Consider the following 16654-nt stretch of genomic DNA (forward strand, 5'->3'; position numbering starts at 1 on the left):
GCTCGGCGACCAGCCGGCGGCGATCATGTCGGCGCGGGTCACGTTCAGGGTGAAGCGCTGGCGGCCGTAGAAGGCGGCGTGCTCGCTCGGCGCCAGATGCTCGATCCGCTCGACATTGGCAGGCCAGTCGATGTCGGCGGGATATTGCGGCCCGGCCACGACGAAGCGGCGGTCGGGCAGGCGGCGGGCCGGCTCGATCAGCAGGCGCTCCAGGGTGGGCTGGCGATCCGGGCTGTAGGTGCCGAGATAGCCCAGATCCCAGGTGACCGGCTCGTCCGACGGCCGGTACCGTGCCTCGTCGACGGCGCAGTAGAAGGCTTCCGCGCGCCGCGCATGGTAGTTGCGGGCCAGCCGCTCCAGGATCGGGCCGCCCGAGAAGGACAGATAGAGGTCGAGCCGGCCGATCTGCTCTGGCTTCAGATAGTCGATCTTGCCGCGTTCCAGGGCGGCCAGGGTAACCGGCGTGTCGATGTCGTAGAAGGCGCGCACGCCGTTCGCCTTGTCCAGCACCCAGTCCAGGACCGCGATGCCGTCCGGGACGTAGGACCCGACGACGACGGCATCGGCCGCTGCGATGCGCCGGGCAAAACGCGTCGTCAGGTCGTCCAGGCTGCCGTAGAGGGCGAGCTCGCAAAAGTCGGGGTCGGGCAGGTCGCGGTTGTCCGCGTACCAGGGCACGTCGCGCTCGAGAAACAGGAGCTTGTGGCCGCGGGCGGCCAGGCCGCGCAGCAGAGCGCGGTAGGTAGTGGCATGGCCGTTGCCCCAGGACGACGATAGCGACAGGCCGACAAAGACGAGGTCGAGCGGACGAGCCGTCATGCAGCGAGCTCCTTGCGCTTCGCATCCAAGGTGGCCTTCAGCACCCGGTCGAGCTGGACCGCGCGCCGGTCGTAGGTGTGCTCGGCCAGAACGCGCCGCAGGGCCGCCTGGCCGATGCGTGCCGCCTGGTCCGCATCAAGCGAGCGGAGCAGCTCGGCGACATCGGCACCGTCGCGGACCACGAGCACCTCCGTGCCGGGCTGAAGGAACATCTCGATGCCGGCCCAGAAGTCGGTGATCAGGCAAGCGCCGGCACCCGCTGCCTCGAACACGCGGGTCGGCGGGGAGAAGCCGGTGGAGGCCATGCTGTCCCGGTTGATGTTGAGCACGGCGCGTGGGCTGCAGTTGAAGGCGTTGTGCGCCTCGGTGGAAACATGGCCGATCCTGGCGACGTTCGCCGGGCAGGCTTTGTCGGCCCAGCCGGAGCCGCCCAGGATGAAGCGGCGGTCGGGCAGGAGGGAGGCCGGGCGGAGGAAGAACTCCTCGACCCGCGCTTCCCGGTCGGGGAGGCGGTTGCCGAGAAAGCCCAGCTCGGCGTCGAAGCGCGGATCATGCGGGACCGGGTGGTGGGTCGAGGGATCCAGCGCGTTGTAGATCGGGATGCAGTCCGAGGCGCCGAGCTGGCGGTAGGCCTGGATCACCGGCTCGCCGCCGCCATAGGTGAGGACCAGGTCCAGTTCCGGCAGGGCGCGGCGAAGGGGATGGGCAGGGCCGGCATGCAGCTCGGCCAGGGTCGCCGGTGCGTCGACGTCCCACCAGATCCGCACCGCATCGTCGCGCGCGGCGGCCATCGTCCCGGCCAGCAGCTCGTCGTCGGCGAAGCCCACGCCGCTGGCCTTCACCACCACGTCGGCGGCGGAGGCCTGCCGGACGACGCCATGCAGCCCTTCGGCGGTCGCCGGATAGACCACGACGCGGCACCAGGATGGCGGCTCGATGTCGCGATGGCTCTGCCGGTCGTAGGCGTCGGGCTCGAAGAAGGTGATGTCGTAGCCATGCTCGGCCAGCGCCTTCAGGATGCCGCGATAATAGGTGGCCGCACCGTTCCAGTAGGAGGACAGGATGCTGGACCCGTAGAACGCGATCTTCATCATGCGGCTTCCCGGGAAGCCAGGGCCTTCTGGACGCGGGCCGTGCCGCGGGCTGCCAGGATCCCCAGCAGCTCGTCGACACGGTGCGCGCAGGTGTGGCGCTGGCGGATGGTCTCCATGCCGCTCTCGGCGACCGAGGCCGCAAGCGCGGGGTCGTGGCGGAGCGCGTCCAGATGGCGGGCCATCTCCTGGCCGTCCCGGGCGCGCAGGTAGTCGCGGTCGGGGCGGAACAGCCCCTCGGCGTCGTTCCAGGACGCACTGACCAGCGGGATGCCGCAGGCCAGCGCCTCGAACATCCGGATGGTCGGGATGCCCGGCAGCGCCTCGACATAGGGCCGGCGCGGGACGTGCATGGTCATCCGGTGGCGGGCGAACTCCTTGGGCACGTCCGCATTGGCGATCCAGCCCTGGTAGCGGAGCGGGGAGCGGCGCAGGACGGCCAACGCCGCGTCCGGATAGCGCACGCCATGCACGCTGCCGCCAAGGCCCAGGCGCGTGGCGGGCTCGATCAGGAACTCGGCCAGCTCCCGCTCACGCTCCCCGTCGCCCCAGTTGCCGATCCAGACCAGGTCGGCTTCCCTGGCGATCTCCGGGTGGGGATGGAACAGGCGGATGTCGGCCGCTTCGTGCCAGGTGAACACCTGGCGGCCCCAGCCTTGCCGGACATAGCGCTCGCGCAGCGTCTCGCCGAACGCCAGCACCACGTCGTAGTCGGCAAGCGCCAGGTCGGCGATGGCCTTGGCGTCGGACACGCCGCGATGGTGGGTATCGTGGAACAGGAGCGTGAAGCTGCCCCCCTGGCGGCGGATCTGGCCGAGACGGGCCACCAGGGCAGGCTCCGTCCATTCATGGACGATCACCACGTCGGCATCGGCCACGGCATTGGCATGGTCGAAGCCGGCGCCGTAGGCCTGCGATGTCAGGTCCGGAAAGTCGTGCGTGAAGCGGTCCAGCGCCGGCTGGCCCTGGTCGGCCAGGAGGTTCTTCCGGCTCCAGCCATCGTCTGGCTCCAGCGCCAGCGTCTCGTGGCCGCGCGCCTGCAGCTCGGTGAGGACGCCACGCAGGAAGTGGGCATTGCCGTGGTTCCAGTCGGACACGAGCGAGTGCGTGTAGAGGACGAACTTCATCTCACCTCGCTGCCATGTCGACGAATGCGTGCCGCTGCATGGCCAGGCGGTAGGCATCCAGGATCCCGCTGACCTGCCGCTGGCTGGAGTAGAGACGGGCACGGTTACGTGCCCGTTCGGCCAAGCTCCAGCGCGCGGTTGCATCGGTGGCCAGCGATCGGATGGCGTCGCTCCAGCCATCCGGGTCGTGCGGCGACACGAAGAGCGCGGCGTCGCTCCAGAGCTCGCGAAAGGTCGGAATGTCCGACAGGATCAGGGCAGCGCCGCTGGCTGCCGCCTCCAGCACCGCGAGGCCGAACGGCTCGTAGAGGGAAGGTGCAGCGAAGATCGCCGTGCGCCGCATCATCGTCCGCATGGTGGCGGCCGGCACCTCGCCAGGGGCTGCGGCATGCTCAAAGGCCATGGACTGGCCGTTTGGCCCCGTGAGCGCACCTGGCATCACGACCGGCCAGGGCGACCGTGCCGCGGCCTGGTCCAGCACGCGCCCGTTCTTGCCCTCGTCCCACCACCGGCCGGCAGAGAGCACCATGTCGGCTTTGGCTTCGACCGTATTGGGCAGGCTGGTCGCGTTGTGCACGACCTTCAGGTTCGGGATCGGGCCATGGATGCGGGCCAGGGCATCCGCATGGCTCTGGCTGGGCGTCAGGACCAGATCGGCGCGCTCAAGGCCCGCCTGGTTGCGCCGGCGCTGCCACTGCCAGGCCTGCGGCAGCTCGTCGCCCCGCACCGCCTCCCACCAGGTCCCCACGCAGGAATGGGACGCCACCACGAGCGGCAGGCCGGCCGGGAAGCCGACGGCCTGCGAGGGAAGGTTCAGGTGGACCAGATCGATCTGACGGTCCGCGGCGATCTGAGCCAGGCAGCCTGCTACGGGTTCCAGCTCGCTTTCGTCCTTCGCCAGCCAGTCCAAGGGCTCGCCGGTCCAGACCAGCTCGGCATGGGCTCGCCTGCATTCCGCCCAGTGCCTTTCCTCCGGTGCCGGACCCGAGCCGACCAGGAGGCACCTGATGCCCTCCTGGTGCAGGGCGCTCGCCAGATCCAGGGCATAGCGCCAGACGCCGCCTACCGCATCCAGCGTGATCATGACCCGCTGCGGCGACCCGTCCTGCGCGGTCGCCGTCACGCGCGCATCCTCCGCGGGCGGACGGGCTCCTCGGGCAGGGGCAGGCCCATCTCCTCGCTCACCCATTGCGCCAGATCGCGCAGCCCGTCGCGCCAGCCGATCCGGGCGTGCCAGCCGACCGCCTCGGTCAGCCGCCGCGTGTCCGCCACGAAATAGAACTGGTCACCGGTGCGCCAGTCCTCGCGGCCGAACGGAACGTCCTTGCCGATGAGCATGCCGATCTCCGCCAGCACCGCCTGCAGGCTGACGGCGTTGAACGGCCCGCCGCCCAGGTTGAAGGCGCGGCCGCCGACCTTGTCGATGTCGGCCAGCACGCCGCGATACGCGGCCACCGCGTCCTTGACGTGGAGGATGTCGCGGACCTGCTTGCCGTCGCCGTAGACGGTGATCGACTCGCCCTTCATCGCCTTGATCAGGAAGTGCGCGACCCAGCCCTGGTCCTCGGTGCCGAACTGGCGGGGGCCGTAGATGCAGCTCATCCGCAGGACGGCGGTGCGCAGGCCGAAGCTGTGGCCGTAGTCCAGGACATACTGGTCGGCGGCACCCTTGGAGCAGCCATAGGGTGTGCAGAAATCGAGCGGGCGGGTCTCGTCGACGCCATGGGCCCGGAGCGACGAATCGGACGGCAGGTAGCGCCCGCCATGCTCGGCGACGGGGATGTCGGCCAGAGCACCATACACCTTGTTGGTGCTGGCGAAGACGAGGGGCGTCGTGGGCGCGTGGTTGCGCAGGGCTTCCAGCACGGTGAGCGTACCTTGCGCGTTCACCGCGAAGTCATGCACCGGGTCCACGAGGCTCGAAGTCACGGCGACCTGCGCTGCCAGGTGGAACACCGCCTTCGCACCCTTCACGACCTCGCCGACCAGACTGGCATCGCGGATATCGCCGATGCAGCCGTGCAGTCGGGAATTGTGGCTGCGCTGCAGCCAGGCGAGGTTCCGCTCGACGCCGGGACGGCTCAGGCTGTCGAAGACGATCACTTCCTCGCCGTCGCGCAGGAGCTCGTCGGCCAGGTTCGAGCCGATGAAGCCGGCGCCGCCAATTACCACCACGGGCTCGGCCGGACGGGCCACATTCGGTGAATGGATCTGGTCCGGCAGGGACTGGAGCGCGTCCGCGCCTTGGGTTTCCAGGAGTCGTCGCAAGAGCTTGGGCCTCCCCTCCGCATCGGTCACGCCGAGGTGGTAGTGGCGCGGGTCGAAATAGACGCCTTCCTGGACCGGCACCTTGCGCGGCACGTCCTGCCAGCCATACCAGTAGACCCTGGCGGCCGGGGCCGCCATCACATGGCGAAAACGCTCCACCTGCTCGGCCTCGTCGTGGCGCCAGGTCGCGTAGCCGGCTTCGGTGATCCAGATCTCGGCAGCAGGATTGTAGCGGTCCAGGACCTCGCGCATCTCCTGGAGATGCGCTTCGTAGCCCCGCCAGCTCGCGACCTCGCTGTCCCAGGTGCCGGGAAAGCCGTGGAATCCCACGGCTGATACGAGCGAGAGCAGGCCGCGCTGGCCGATCAGGTCCAGCCAGTGCGGGTCGAAGGGGGAGGGACCGCACAGGACCGGCTTCCAGCCGCGCTCGCGGATCCACCAGGCCGCCGCACCGGCCATCTCGCAAAAGAGCAGCCAGTCGTGGTCCTCGCGCCAGTCCCAGTCCAGAAGGTTGTTCGGCTCGTTCCAGATCTCGACATGGGTGAAGTGCTCCCCGTAGCGGGTGAGCACGTGGTCGATGAAATCGGCGTAGTCCTTGAGGCGCCTTGGCGGGCCGGAGGAGTGGCCGGTGCGGGACAGTGACGGGGGCGTGTAGTGCACGCAGGGCAGGAGGTCGAACTCCCGCCCGAGCGTGGGGATCAGCCAGTCATACCAGGCTTCGCCACCCGGGACATGGTACTCCGCCCAGGACAGATGGGTCCTGAGATAGGTCGCCCCGGCCGCCCGCATGCCCGCGACGGCTTCCTGGACCCGATCGTACTCGCCATGCCGGAACCACTCGACGAAGCCATAGGCGGTGGGCGGACGCTGCGGCATGAAGCGGATCGTCATGCCACCAGACCGCGGGCTTCGAGCTGGCGCTTGGCGTCTTCGCCCCGGTCCTGGGCGTCCTGGGCATGGATCCAGTCGGCAAGCTCGCCCACCCGGTCTTCCAGGTAGCCGGTCGGGTTGAAGCCCAGCAGCTCGCGCGCCTTGCTGATGTCAGCGAAGCAGTGGCGGATGTCGCCGGCCCGGGCCTTGTGCAGGAACTGCGGCCTGAGCTTCGGCACGCCCATCGCCTCGGCCAGGATCTCGGCCACGGTCGCGATGGTATAGGCGCGGCCGCTGCCGATGTTGATGACGTGGCCGGCCGCTTCCTTGCTCTGCATGGCCAGCCGGAAGGCGCGCGCGACGTCGCGGACATGGACGAAGTCGCGCTTTTGCTGACCGTCCTCGAAGATAATCGGCGACTGGCCATTCAGCAGGCGTGCGCCGAAATTGGCGAGCACGCCGGTATAGGGGTTGGACAGGGCCTGGCCTGGGCCGAACACATTGAAGAGCCTGAGCGCGACGGTGTCGATCGCATAGGCGCCGCCGGTGATCAGGCAGGCGCGCTCCTGAGCATACTTGGTGAGCGCATAGATGGAGGCCAGGTCGACCTGCTTGGTCTCGTCGGTGGCGATCGGCGTCAGCGTGCTGCCATCGTCCGCCACGGGATCCCAGGCCGTGGAGCCTTCGCGCAGCTTGCGGCGCACCGCACCGGCCCGCGTTCCGTCGGCCGTCTGGTACAATCCTTCGCCATACACGCTCATCGACGAGGCGACCACGAGGCGGCGGCCCGGCTCGTCGATCATGTTCTCCAGCAGCACGGCGGTGGCAAGGTCGTTACCGCCGACATAGCGCGAGATCTCGTACATGCTCTGGCCGACACCGACCTCGGCCGCCAGATGGAACACGCCGTCAACCCCGGCCAGTGCCCGGCGGATCAGCTCGGGATCGCGGACGTCGCCCTCGAGGAACTCGACCTCCCTAGGCAGCAGCGGCTCGCTGTCGCCATGGACCTGCGGGACCAGGCTGTCGACGACCCTGACGCGCGATCCCTGCTGGAGGAGTTCCTCGCAAAGATAGCGGCCGATAAAGCCGGCGCCGCCGGTGACGAGAAAAAGGGCCGCCATGCGTGTCTCCACTGCCTGTCACTGCCGTCGCAGTGGCAGATCAACAGCCTACGCGCGTGGTTGTTCCCACGGATGAAGATAAAGATGACATTGAAGATGATGATGGTTGCATCTTGCCATCACCAGCAGCTATTGGATCATTGATTTTTCGACAGAATTTCCAGGGCCGCGCCCCCTGAACCGTCCTCTCACTTCTGGGCGCTCTGCGTCAGCGGCTCGATCTCCTCCAGGACCGCCTCCGGACGGACGTCCTGCTTGATCTCGTGCAGGTCGGATTCGGCCGGCAACGGCACCTGCAGCTTCTCCGCGATCGACGCCACGATCTGCACCAGACGGGTGATTTCGTGCTCGGAGAGAAGGTTGATCTGCAGGTCCAACTCCGCCCGCTGCTCGGCCAGCGCAGCCATGCGGTTCTGGCTGATCAGGACGAAGGTCGACAGGAAGATGGCTTCCACCGACGCCGCCATGGCCAGCACCACGAGGGACGGGTCCCAAGGCTCGACGAAGGGGATGAAGCCGAGATTGGCGAGGATCCAGAAGCCGAAGATCAGGAGATGGAGGTAGACGAACGGTATGCTGCCGGAGAAGCGGGTGATGGCGTCGGCCGCGCGCTCCTGAAGGCCGCGCCGACGCTGCTTGCGCTCCCGCTGCTCCGTCATCGCACGGATGTTGCGAGCCAGCACGGACGACATGCCGGGGCTGCCCGCTTCAGCCTGTGGCAGGCGGCCGCTCACGAGCTTGGCTCCATCTGTCCGCCAAGGTCCGCCAGGATCGTCGGGATGCCGTCCAGGAGCTCGCGCGCAAGGTAGCCCACGGGGCCGACCTCGAGTGCCAGCCGGCGGCCGGCTTCGCCATGGGTGAACACGCCCCAGACGGTGGCATGCAGGGGTGGAGCACCGCGCGCCATCAGCCCGGCGATGATCCCGGCCAGCACGTCGCCCGACCCGGACGTCGCCAGTCCGACATTGCCCTGGCTGCTGGCCCAGGCGCGTCCCTCGGGCGTGACGATCCGGGTGCAGCGGCCCTTCATCGCCACGACGACCTGAAGCTGCGATGCCGCCCGGCGCGCGGCCGCCAGGGGATCGGCCAGCACGTCGTCGCGCGACATGTCCAGGAGCGAGGCCATCTCTCCGGCATGGGGTGTGATCACCACGCGCCCTGCGTGCCGGCGCATGACGTCGCGATGCTCCAGGATGCCACGCATGGCACCCGCGTCCAGGACGAAGGCCGGACCCTCAAGCTCGGCCAGCAGGGCCGCCGTCAGTTGGCAGCCGGTTTTGCGGTCGGTCATGCCAGGCCCGATCAGGATCGCATCGCTGCGACTGGCCCGCTCCATCAGCAAGGCGGCAGCCTCAGGCGCAATGTCGCCGCCCTCGGTTTCCGGCAGTCCCATCACCATCGATTCCGGGATGGCTAGGCCCAGCTGGACCGCTGTCGTCTGGCAGGTCCCGATGCCCAGCCGGCCAGCGCCCGCGCGCAAGGCGGCCACGGCGGACAGCATGATGGCGCCCGGCACCCGCCGGCTGCCGCCGATCGCCAGCACGCTGCCGCGCACGTCCTTGTCGCCGCCTTCCTCATGGGCCGGCAGCTTCATGCCACGCAGGAGCCCGGCATCGACGACCGTCTCACTGCTCATCGGGCAGCGACCGGTGGTTCGGCGGTGACTTCCGTGCCGGCCTGCTCGAGCGGCGCCACGAAGTTGTAGCGCTTGTTGACCAAGCCACCGCGTCCGCCCACGGCCGGGTCGAAGCCATATTCGGTCACCGAACAGTTCGCGACGTCGCCTTCCCGGTCGATCGCGAGGATCTGGTCTTCCGTCATGTTCTCCAACAGATAGCGAAAGCAGAGCACCACGACCTGATGGCCGACGATCAGGACCCGGCGGCCGCCATGATGCAGGCTGATGGTGTCAAGCGCGCTGCGCAGGCGCAGGATCACGTCGCACCAGCTCTCCCCGCCCGGCGGGCGGTGGTAGAACTTGCCAAGGATCCGGCGGAACTCCGCCTGCTCGGGATGATGCTCCTGGATGCCGTAGCGGGTGAGCCGGTCCAGGACGCCGAATTCCTTCTCCCGCAGGCGCTCGTCGACGAGGAAATCCTCGACGGTCGACCGCAGGCCGCCGGCGGCATGGATCAGCTCGGCGGTGCGCCGCGCGCGCAGATAAGGCGACGTCAGCACCACGTCCGGACGTTCGTCATGCGGCAGGCCCGCGAACCAGCGGCCGACCGCGCGGGACTGTTCCTCGCCGAGCGCGCTGAGCGGCACGTCGACATCGCGATGTTCGATGTCGATCACCGCCTGCCTTGCCTGGAGAGCCGCATCGCGTGCGACATTGCCGGCGCTCTCGCCGTGCCGCACGATCCAGAGCCGGTCGGGCCAACGCTGCTGCATGGACGGGCTCAGGACTGGCCAGTGCCGGGTGCCGCCATCTTCGCGTGCATCCTGGCCAGCATGCCGGACGGCGTGACCGTGGCGATCGCCGACTGCAGCTTGTTGTGCCAGCCCGTGACCACGTCGCCCTCGCCCTTCATCATGGCATCAAAGCCGGTCTTCGCGACCATGGCCGGGTCGTCCTTCTTCGACTGGCCGATCTTGGTGTCGAGCATGTCCGCGCGCTCGAAGAAGTCGGTCTCGGTGGCACCGGGCATCAGGCAGGTCACCGTGATCTCGGTTTCGCTCAGCTCCGCCCGGAGCGCGAAGGAAAACGAATCCAGGAAGGCCTTGCTGGCGTTGTAGATGGCCTGGAACGTGCCTGGCATGAAGCCGGCGATCGAGCCGGTGATCAGGATACGGCCCCGGCCGCGCGTCCGCATGTCGCGGCCCACCTTGTGCAGGAGGTAGACGGTGCCGGTGACGTTCGTGTCGATCACGTGGCGGATGTCGTGGAAATCCTGGTCGAGAAACGCGTTGCCGAGCCCGCGTCCGGCATTGGCGAGCAGCGCATCCACCGGCCGGCCCAGCCGGGCGTCATACACCTTGTCGACCCCCTCGATCGTGGAGAGGTCGGCCTGGACGGCATCGACCGTTCCACCATGCTGGCGCAGTTCCTGGGCGGCAGCCTCGATCTGCGGCTCGTCGGCGACGATCAGGAGATCGAACCCGTTCTGCGCGCAGCACTTGGCCAGCTCGAAGCCGATGCCGGTGGAGGCACCGGTCACGAGGGCGAGGGGACGGGTGTCGCTCTGCATACATGTTCTCCGAGAAGAGGTGACGACGATGGGTGAGACGGTCAGTCCGGCACGTCCTCGGCGCCGCGAGGTTCACGCGCCGGCATGCCGTTCTGCAGGCGGCGCGCGGTGCCGAGGGTCTCGTAGGCCCGCATCCGGGCGCGCATGATCGAGCCGAGCGGCCGATGCGCCGCCAGGCTGTGCGCCGGACAAAAAGAAAGAACGTCCTCCACATGGGCGCGCCTGGCTGGCGCATCGGCGTTCTGCGGCGGCAGGATCATCCGTGCCACCGTCTGGTAAGGGCTCTCGTCTTCGGGCCATTCGGTGCTCGCATCCTCGACGGGCATTCGTTCGAGGTCGGTGCATAACTGAACGCGAACCTCGTATTCGGCAGGATGATCGCGAAAATAGTCTGATACGGCCGTGAGCAGTCCGTTCTCGTCCGTCACCTGGAACGGCCGCTCCGCCAACGCGTGGAGCGATGCCTGGGCCGGCCAGACGCCGAGCTTCGCCACATACTCGCCATACCGGATGGGGGCCTGGGTGAAGTAGGGCTCGGCCAGCGGATGCCGTACCGGATGACCGAAGAAATCGAGATTGGCGCTGCCCAGGCCGACGGCGCCGAGCACGGCATTGGCAGCGCGCGACGTCGCTGAAACCGCGCCCTTCACGGCTTCGGGCAGGGGGGCGGCCGCCTCGGTCAGGCTGATCGCGGCGAGAAAGGCCTTGGCGGTCGGTGCGATGAACACCTTGCCGGTATCGAGGACGAAGTCCTGGGTCAGTTCGCCGTCATGAACAGCGAGCTTCTGGCCCGGTACGTCAAGGACCTTGATGGCCATGCCCCTGGGCGTCGACACGCTCCGGTCGTCCAGGATCTCGCCCGGCACCTGGGCCAGGCGGACGACGACCGGATAGGTGCGCGGCTCCGCGAACAGGCCCTGCCTGAGCTCATCCGGCAGGCCCTCCAGAATTTCGAGCCGTCCCTTGAGGAGGCCATGATGCTTGGCGTGCGAGGTCCGGACCTGTCGCCCATAGCGCTCGCGCATCAGGCGGCCACCCTTGGTCATCACGCCGACGATGCGGTCGAATACATCCTGCTCATCCGGGGCGATCGTCTCGATGCTCTCGTCGAAGCGAACGTAGTTCCGCTTGAAGCCATGCACCTGGACGCTCCTGAACCCATGCCGACTGCCGGACATGCAGTTAAACCGGAAGTGATTGCCCAGTTCCGGCAAGCTACCGATAAATGAAGCAGCAGATGAAGTCCGAACGTGAGCTGTGGTTCATGGTTGAAGATCAGCCCTGCCGAGTGGGCGTGGCTTGGCAGGCCTGCGGGAACGGATCCTCCGCACTGCTCGTTCGGTCCCTGTCTGGCGATGAGCTTCATCGCCGCAGGTGGCAGAGGAGGGCATCAACGATGGCCGAGCAGATACCATTGAGCGACGAGGCGAGTGCCGTCGACGCGGAACTGGATGCCGCGCGGAACGACCATACCCACGAGATCGCCCCGGACCTTTCCTACCGGCGGCTCGGGATCGTCAATGTCGTGTTCTACGGCCAGCCATCTGCGGGTGACCGGCAATGGGTGCTGATCGATGCCGGCCTGACGGGCACCAAGGACCTGATCAAGTCGGCCGCTGCCGAGCGCTTTGGGGAAAACGCCCGTCCGGCGGCGATCGTGATGACCCACGGCCATTTCGATCATGTGGGCGCGCTGGTCGATCTGGCAGAGGAATGGGACGCTCCCGTCTATGCCCATCGACTGGAACTGCCCTACCTGAACGGCAGCGCTTCCTATCCGCCGGGTGATCCCAGCGTCGGCGGTGGTGCCATGGCGGCGCTCGCCCGCTTCTATCCCCGCAGCCCGGTCGACGTGGGGCCACGCCTGGATGTCCTGCCGGCAGATGGCAACGTGCCGTTCATGCCGGGCTGGCGCTGGCTTCACACGCCCGGCCACAGCGTCGGCCATGTATCGCTCTGGCGGGAGGCGGACCGGACGATGGTCGCAGGCGATGCCTTCGTCACGACCCGCCAGGAATCCGCCTATGCGGTCGCGGTGCAGAAGGCGGAGATGCACGGGCCGCCCATGTACTACACCGTCGAATGGGACAAGGCGGCGGCCTCGGTCCGGCTGCTGGCGGGCCTGGAGCCCGACCTTGTCGTCACTGGGCACGGCGAAGCGATGCATGGCCCGGAGATGCGATCGGCCTTGCACCGGCTTGCCGCCGAATTCGAGACGATCGCCCAGCCGCGACAGGGGCGCTACCTGCGCGAGCCGGCACGTGCCGAGGACGGCACCGCCTACGGCGCACCCTGACGAATCGAAAAGGGGCCGCAGCATGGCATGCCGCGGCCCCTTTTAATCCCGATCCGCTGGGCGGATCAGATCTTCTTGTCGAGGTCACCCAAGGCGGGCTTGCTCGACGTCGGCACGGCCGAGCCGCTGGCGCTGGTCGAGCCAAGGCCGCTCGTGCTGCCCGAGCCGGACCCACTCGTCAGAGGCGTGCTGGTCGAATCAGTATCGCTCTTCTGGGTGCTGCCGGTGGCCGAACTGCCGACGCTGGTTGGCGTCGCCGTCGTGCTGCTGCCGCTGGCGGTGCTGCCGACACTCGAGCCGCTGCCGACGGACGTGCCGCTGCCAGTGGTCCCACTGGTGCTGCGGCCACCAGCGCTGCCGCCGCTCTCGCCATCGTTGGTCTGCTGCTCGCCGCCGATCCGATGCTTGGCGCTTTCGGAGATGGCGCCGATCCGTTCCTTGGCCTGGTCGGCCGCGGTGTGAGCAGTCTCGCGGAACTTCTCGGCCGCCGTCTGCACGGTCCCGGCCAGCTGTTCCTTGATCCCGCTCTCGTTCAGGCTGTCGGCCACTTCCTGGTAGGTTTCGCCAGCTACATGCTTGGCGTGCTCGTACTGCTCCTGGGCCGCCTCGGCGACCTGGGCCTTGATCCGGTCGCTCGTCTCGCCGACCAGCTCGTCCTCGACGCGCGTCGTCGGCAGCATGGCACCCAGCGCCGCTCCGATCGCGAGGCCAACGCCGCCCAGCACGAGCGGCTGGTCCTCGATGACCCGCGACAACCGCTGCTGGGCATAGCCACTGGCCCGCACACCCTGGGAGCGGATGCCGCCATAGTAGGTGCCGGCCTGATCCGCCAGCCCGCTGGCCGCCCCGCTCAGCGAATGGCGGGCGTCATGCGCGTGGCGCGTGGCGCTGCCATAACCGGACGAGGCGACATGGGCCGCCTGATCGAGGGCGTGAGAAGCGGTATGGGCGGCGCTGGATACCGCACCGGCCGCCGTCGCGGCGACGCTCGACACGACCCCGGCTGCGCTGGACACGACATCAGCGGCGCCGCTGACCGCGGAGGAGACAGCACCGGCGGCGCTGCCGACCGCGCTGCCCACCGACCCTACAGCATGCCCGACCGAGCTGCCGACCGTTCCGACGGCGTGGCCGACCGAGCTGACGGCACCGCCGACGGCATGGCCTGTCGAGCGGGCTGCCCCGGTGACGGTGCTGCCGGTGGTCCTGGCGGCACCACCCACCGCCCCGGCGGCGCCAGAAAGCCGATCCGTCATCGACGGTCCGCTGCCATGGGTGCTGCCACCTGTCTGGTAGTGCGCCGGCGCTTCTTGCAGGTAGCCACCCGGACGATCGTCGTAACGGTGGACGCCGTCGCCGAACGCCCCCACCGGTGCACCAAGGTCGTGGCGGCCGCGATACGCGTCGTCGTGATGGTGAGAGGTCCGCCGGATCGCTGGCTGCCCGCCCATCATGAGCCAGCCGATGCCGGCACCGATCAGCAGGAGCGGGAGCGGGTTGTCACGGACGGAGCGGCCGAGATTGTTGGCGAACTCGGCGCCGCCCGAGGTCTTCATGTAGCCGAACGCCTGGTCCACCAGCTGGCCTGGCGACATGCGGTCGCTCAGCTCGCGCAGGGTGTTCTGGACGTTCGCACGGCTGGATTCGACTTCGCGCTCGATCTCGTCGCTCGACTTTTCGTCGATGCTCCTCATCGCACCTGCTCCTTTGCCACCGCAGCGTCCCGCTGCAGCTGCTCTACGGTACGCGTCGGCATCAGACGCGTGGCCTTCAGATTATTGAGCCCCTTCTGCAGGGCCACGTAGCCGCCGATGCCGACGACCACGGCCACGATCAGATAGCCCCAATGCGACGGCAGCCCGGCATAAGCGAGCCAGGCGACGACCGCATGCAGGAAGATGATCAGGGCTGACAGCAGCACCACGCCACCGATCGCGATCGAAGCGGATGCCGTCGCCGCCTGGCCAGCCTTCTCCGACAGCTCGGTCTTGGCGAGTTGCACTTCCTTGCGGAACAAGGTCGTGACGTTGTCGATCAGGTCGGCGAACAGGGCGGGAACCGAGCGGTCCTGGTTCATCACGCCTTGGGCCCTCCGCTGCTCTTGGGCGTCGTCGCGGAGCCGGTGCCGCCGGACGTCCCGCTGGACGACGTCCCGCTGGGGAAGGTGGTCCGGGTAGGTGACGCGGAGGCGCCGATGGCCGTCGTTCCGCTGGACGGCTTGTTGTCCGTCATGGACGGGCTCGTGGCGGAGCCTGGGGAGGACGCCGAGCCACCCGGGAAGGTCGAGGACGAGGCGCCGCCCGTCCCAATGCCGGAACCAACCGTGCCGATGCCAGACGAGCCCGTGCTGCCACCGGTGCCACCGGTTTGGTGGGCGCTGCCCGACCTCATCGGGTCCGTGGTGGTCGTCTTGCCGGTCGGGAACTCGGCCGGGGTCGCATGGGTGGCCGCTACCGGGGTATGGGGCTGGCCGAAATCGGCATCATGCCCGGCATGCGAGCGGCCCTCGTAGGACGAACCACGATACATGCTGTCACTGCCCGGCGATCCGCCATAGGGCGACCGGTAGTCGGAACCCGCCACGCGGTAGGATCCCTGGTCGGCATGCGAGGCAGAGCTTCTGAGGAACCGCGACAGCGCGAAGCCGGCGGCAACCGTCAGGCCGAAGAACATCACCGGCTCGCGTCGCGCGAAGTTCGTCACGCTCTGCAGTAGGTCGCCGACGCTGCGATCGCGCAGCGAGCTTGAGAAGTTGTCCGCCGCCGACGCCGCATCACGGACGTAGCGGGCCAGCTGCGGCGAAGCCTGTTCCAGTTCGTCGGCCGCCTTGGTCGCGGCACGGGCGATCCCGTCGATCTGGTCGGCGCCAAACGCCTTCTGCTCTTCCGCGAGCCCCTGGGCGCGAGCCCGGGCGGCCCCGACCAGTTCGGATCCCTGGTGCCTCAGTTCCTCGCCGAGGCCTGCTGCTTCCTGCCGGGCCGCTTCATATGAGTGCTTGGCCGCATCCTTCACGCCGCCGACACCACCGCCAGCACCTGCGCTGCCGCCGACACCCGATGAACCGGATTGGGTTGGATTGGAACGATAGTCTGTCGAGCCCGTCGTCATGGCCATACCTCTGTCATTGCACTCCTTGGCCCTCTGACCCGCCCCCGACACTGCCGGCGCCGGTCGGTCCGGATGCCGGCGCGTCCGAAGCGGCGCACGCCCGAATGGAGACCGCGTCATCAAGCCTGAGCCCTCAGAACAAGGCGGTGGCATGCAAAGTTCCACATCGCGTTCGGCAGAGTTCTGATGGGCCAGACGCGGCCGCGACTGCCGGCTGGAACCAAGGCCACCGGAAGAGCGTTGGCGCATGGAGGCAGAACGGCCTGACTGGAGACGGGGCGTTGCCTCGGGTGGGCCGAGGCGGCCGGGCACCAGGCGGTGCTTTGCGGCGGTCTGCGGCCCGGATGAACCGGATGGCAGCCCCGCCAGCCCTTCACGAAGAAGGGTGCGAGGCAACAGGGAGAGCATCATGACGGCGAACGAAACTGGACGGGCAGCAGCGCCGCCCAAGGATAGCCATGACAAGGCGCAGCAGGATCTGCAGCGTTCAGTCGACGCGGCCGTGCCCGACGCGGAAGAGCTGCCTCAAGGCTTCGCCGAGAACCCGCTCAGCCAGCAGGTGCGCAAGGCCATCGACCAGCGCAAGCCCGAGCCCGGCGATACGCCCCTTCGGGGCAGCGACCGGACCTGAACCGGCTCGCCGTCGGAACGAGCCATCACGATTCTTCCTCGCGGACGGTAACGAAACGTCAACGATTGCGCCCGTAGATAGGCAGTCGGAACTGGAAATCAGTGCCAGTCGGCTGCCTGAGGAGCGCAGGGC

At 68.3% G+C, this 16654-nt stretch carries 16 protein-coding genes; 2 read left to right on the forward strand and 14 right to left on the reverse strand.

The window, feature by feature from the left end; genetic code table 11:
- From VHL31_RS05895 to VHL31_RS05945, 11 genes are all read right to left on the reverse strand, one after another.
- Window positions 1–819, reverse strand: an 819-nt coding sequence (locus tag VHL31_RS05895) for a CgeB family protein (protein ID WP_329660279.1), incomplete at its 3' end; no start/stop codon positions are given.
- Window positions 816–1910: a CgeB family protein gene (locus VHL31_RS05900; RefSeq protein ID WP_349262372.1), complete on the reverse strand. Its 1095-nt coding sequence runs from the start codon at window positions 1908–1910 to the stop codon at window positions 816–818. The genes VHL31_RS05895 and VHL31_RS05900, both read right to left, overlap by 4 nt.
- The gene (locus tag VHL31_RS05905) at window positions 1910–3037 is read right to left on the reverse strand and encodes a CgeB family protein (RefSeq protein WP_329660281.1); all 1128 of its coding nucleotides are present in this window, start codon (window positions 3035–3037) and stop codon (window positions 1910–1912) included. Before VHL31_RS05905 ends, VHL31_RS05900 begins: the two co-directional genes overlap by 1 nt.
- Window position 3038: 1 nt before the next feature.
- Window positions 3039–4160, reverse strand: coding sequence for a glycosyltransferase family 4 protein (locus VHL31_RS05910; RefSeq protein ID WP_329660282.1), 1122 nt, complete (start codon window positions 4158–4160; stop codon window positions 3039–3041).
- Window positions 4157–6181 carry an NAD-dependent epimerase/dehydratase family protein gene (locus VHL31_RS05915; protein ID WP_329660283.1) on the reverse strand — a complete coding sequence of 675 codons (2025 nt, stop codon included), beginning with the start codon at window positions 6179–6181 and terminating at the stop codon, window positions 4157–4159. Before VHL31_RS05915 ends, VHL31_RS05910 begins: the two co-directional genes overlap by 4 nt.
- 11 nt (window positions 6182–6192) lie before the next feature.
- Window positions 6193–7299 carry an NAD-dependent epimerase/dehydratase family protein gene (locus tag VHL31_RS05920; protein WP_329660284.1) on the reverse strand — a complete coding sequence of 369 codons (1107 nt, stop codon included), beginning with the start codon at window positions 7297–7299 and terminating at the stop codon, window positions 6193–6195.
- A gap of 188 nt (window positions 7300–7487) precedes the next feature.
- Entirely contained in the window at window positions 7488–7991 is a 504-nt protein-coding gene (locus VHL31_RS05925) for a DUF1003 domain-containing protein (protein ID WP_414653648.1), read from the reverse strand.
- Between the two features lie 38 nt (window positions 7992–8029).
- On the reverse strand, window positions 8030–8935 hold the full coding sequence (locus tag VHL31_RS05930; protein WP_329660286.1) for an NAD(P)H-hydrate dehydratase: 906 nt from the start codon (window positions 8933–8935) through the stop codon (window positions 8030–8032).
- Entirely contained in the window at window positions 8932–9690 is a 759-nt protein-coding gene (locus tag VHL31_RS05935; RefSeq protein ID WP_329660287.1) for a histidine phosphatase family protein, read from the reverse strand. Before VHL31_RS05935 ends, VHL31_RS05930 begins: the two co-directional genes overlap by 4 nt.
- A gap of 8 nt (window positions 9691–9698) precedes the next feature.
- The gene (locus tag VHL31_RS05940; protein WP_329660288.1) at window positions 9699–10487 is read right to left on the reverse strand and encodes an SDR family NAD(P)-dependent oxidoreductase; all 789 of its coding nucleotides are present in this window, start codon (window positions 10485–10487) and stop codon (window positions 9699–9701) included.
- A gap of 41 nt (window positions 10488–10528) precedes the next feature.
- On the reverse strand, window positions 10529–11629 hold the full coding sequence (locus VHL31_RS05945; protein WP_329660289.1) for a catalase family protein: 1101 nt from the start codon (window positions 11627–11629) through the stop codon (window positions 10529–10531).
- A gap of 254 nt (window positions 11630–11883) precedes the next feature.
- Between VHL31_RS05945 and VHL31_RS05950 the strand changes: the two genes are divergently transcribed.
- A complete protein-coding gene (locus tag VHL31_RS05950; RefSeq protein ID WP_329660290.1) occupies window positions 11884–12783 on the forward strand; it encodes an MBL fold metallo-hydrolase in 900 nt (299 codons plus the stop codon).
- A gap of 65 nt (window positions 12784–12848) precedes the next feature.
- Here VHL31_RS05950 and VHL31_RS05955 read toward each other — a convergent pair whose 3' ends face one another.
- From VHL31_RS05955 to VHL31_RS05965, 3 genes are read right to left on the reverse strand one after another with little or no spacing between them, the layout of a single operon-like run.
- Entirely contained in the window at window positions 12849–14477 is a 1629-nt protein-coding gene (locus tag VHL31_RS05955; protein ID WP_329660291.1) for a DUF3618 domain-containing protein, read from the reverse strand.
- Window positions 14474–14860, reverse strand: coding sequence for a phage holin family protein (locus VHL31_RS05960; protein ID WP_329660317.1), 387 nt, complete (start codon window positions 14858–14860; stop codon window positions 14474–14476). Before VHL31_RS05960 ends, VHL31_RS05955 begins: the two co-directional genes overlap by 4 nt.
- Entirely contained in the window at window positions 14860–15891 is a 1032-nt protein-coding gene (locus VHL31_RS05965) for a hypothetical protein (RefSeq protein ID WP_329660292.1), read from the reverse strand. The genes VHL31_RS05960 and VHL31_RS05965 overlap by 1 nt, the downstream gene beginning before the upstream one ends.
- 409 nt (window positions 15892–16300) lie before the next feature.
- Here VHL31_RS05965 and VHL31_RS05970 point away from each other — a divergent pair, with 409 nt between their 5' ends.
- Entirely contained in the window at window positions 16301–16522 is a 222-nt protein-coding gene (locus VHL31_RS05970; RefSeq protein WP_329660293.1) for a hypothetical protein, read from the forward strand.
- Window positions 16523–16654: the final 132 nt, after the last annotated feature.

It is taken from the genome of Geminicoccus sp., from assembly GCF_036263595.1.
Lineage (GTDB): Bacteria > Pseudomonadota > Alphaproteobacteria > Geminicoccales > Geminicoccaceae > Geminicoccus.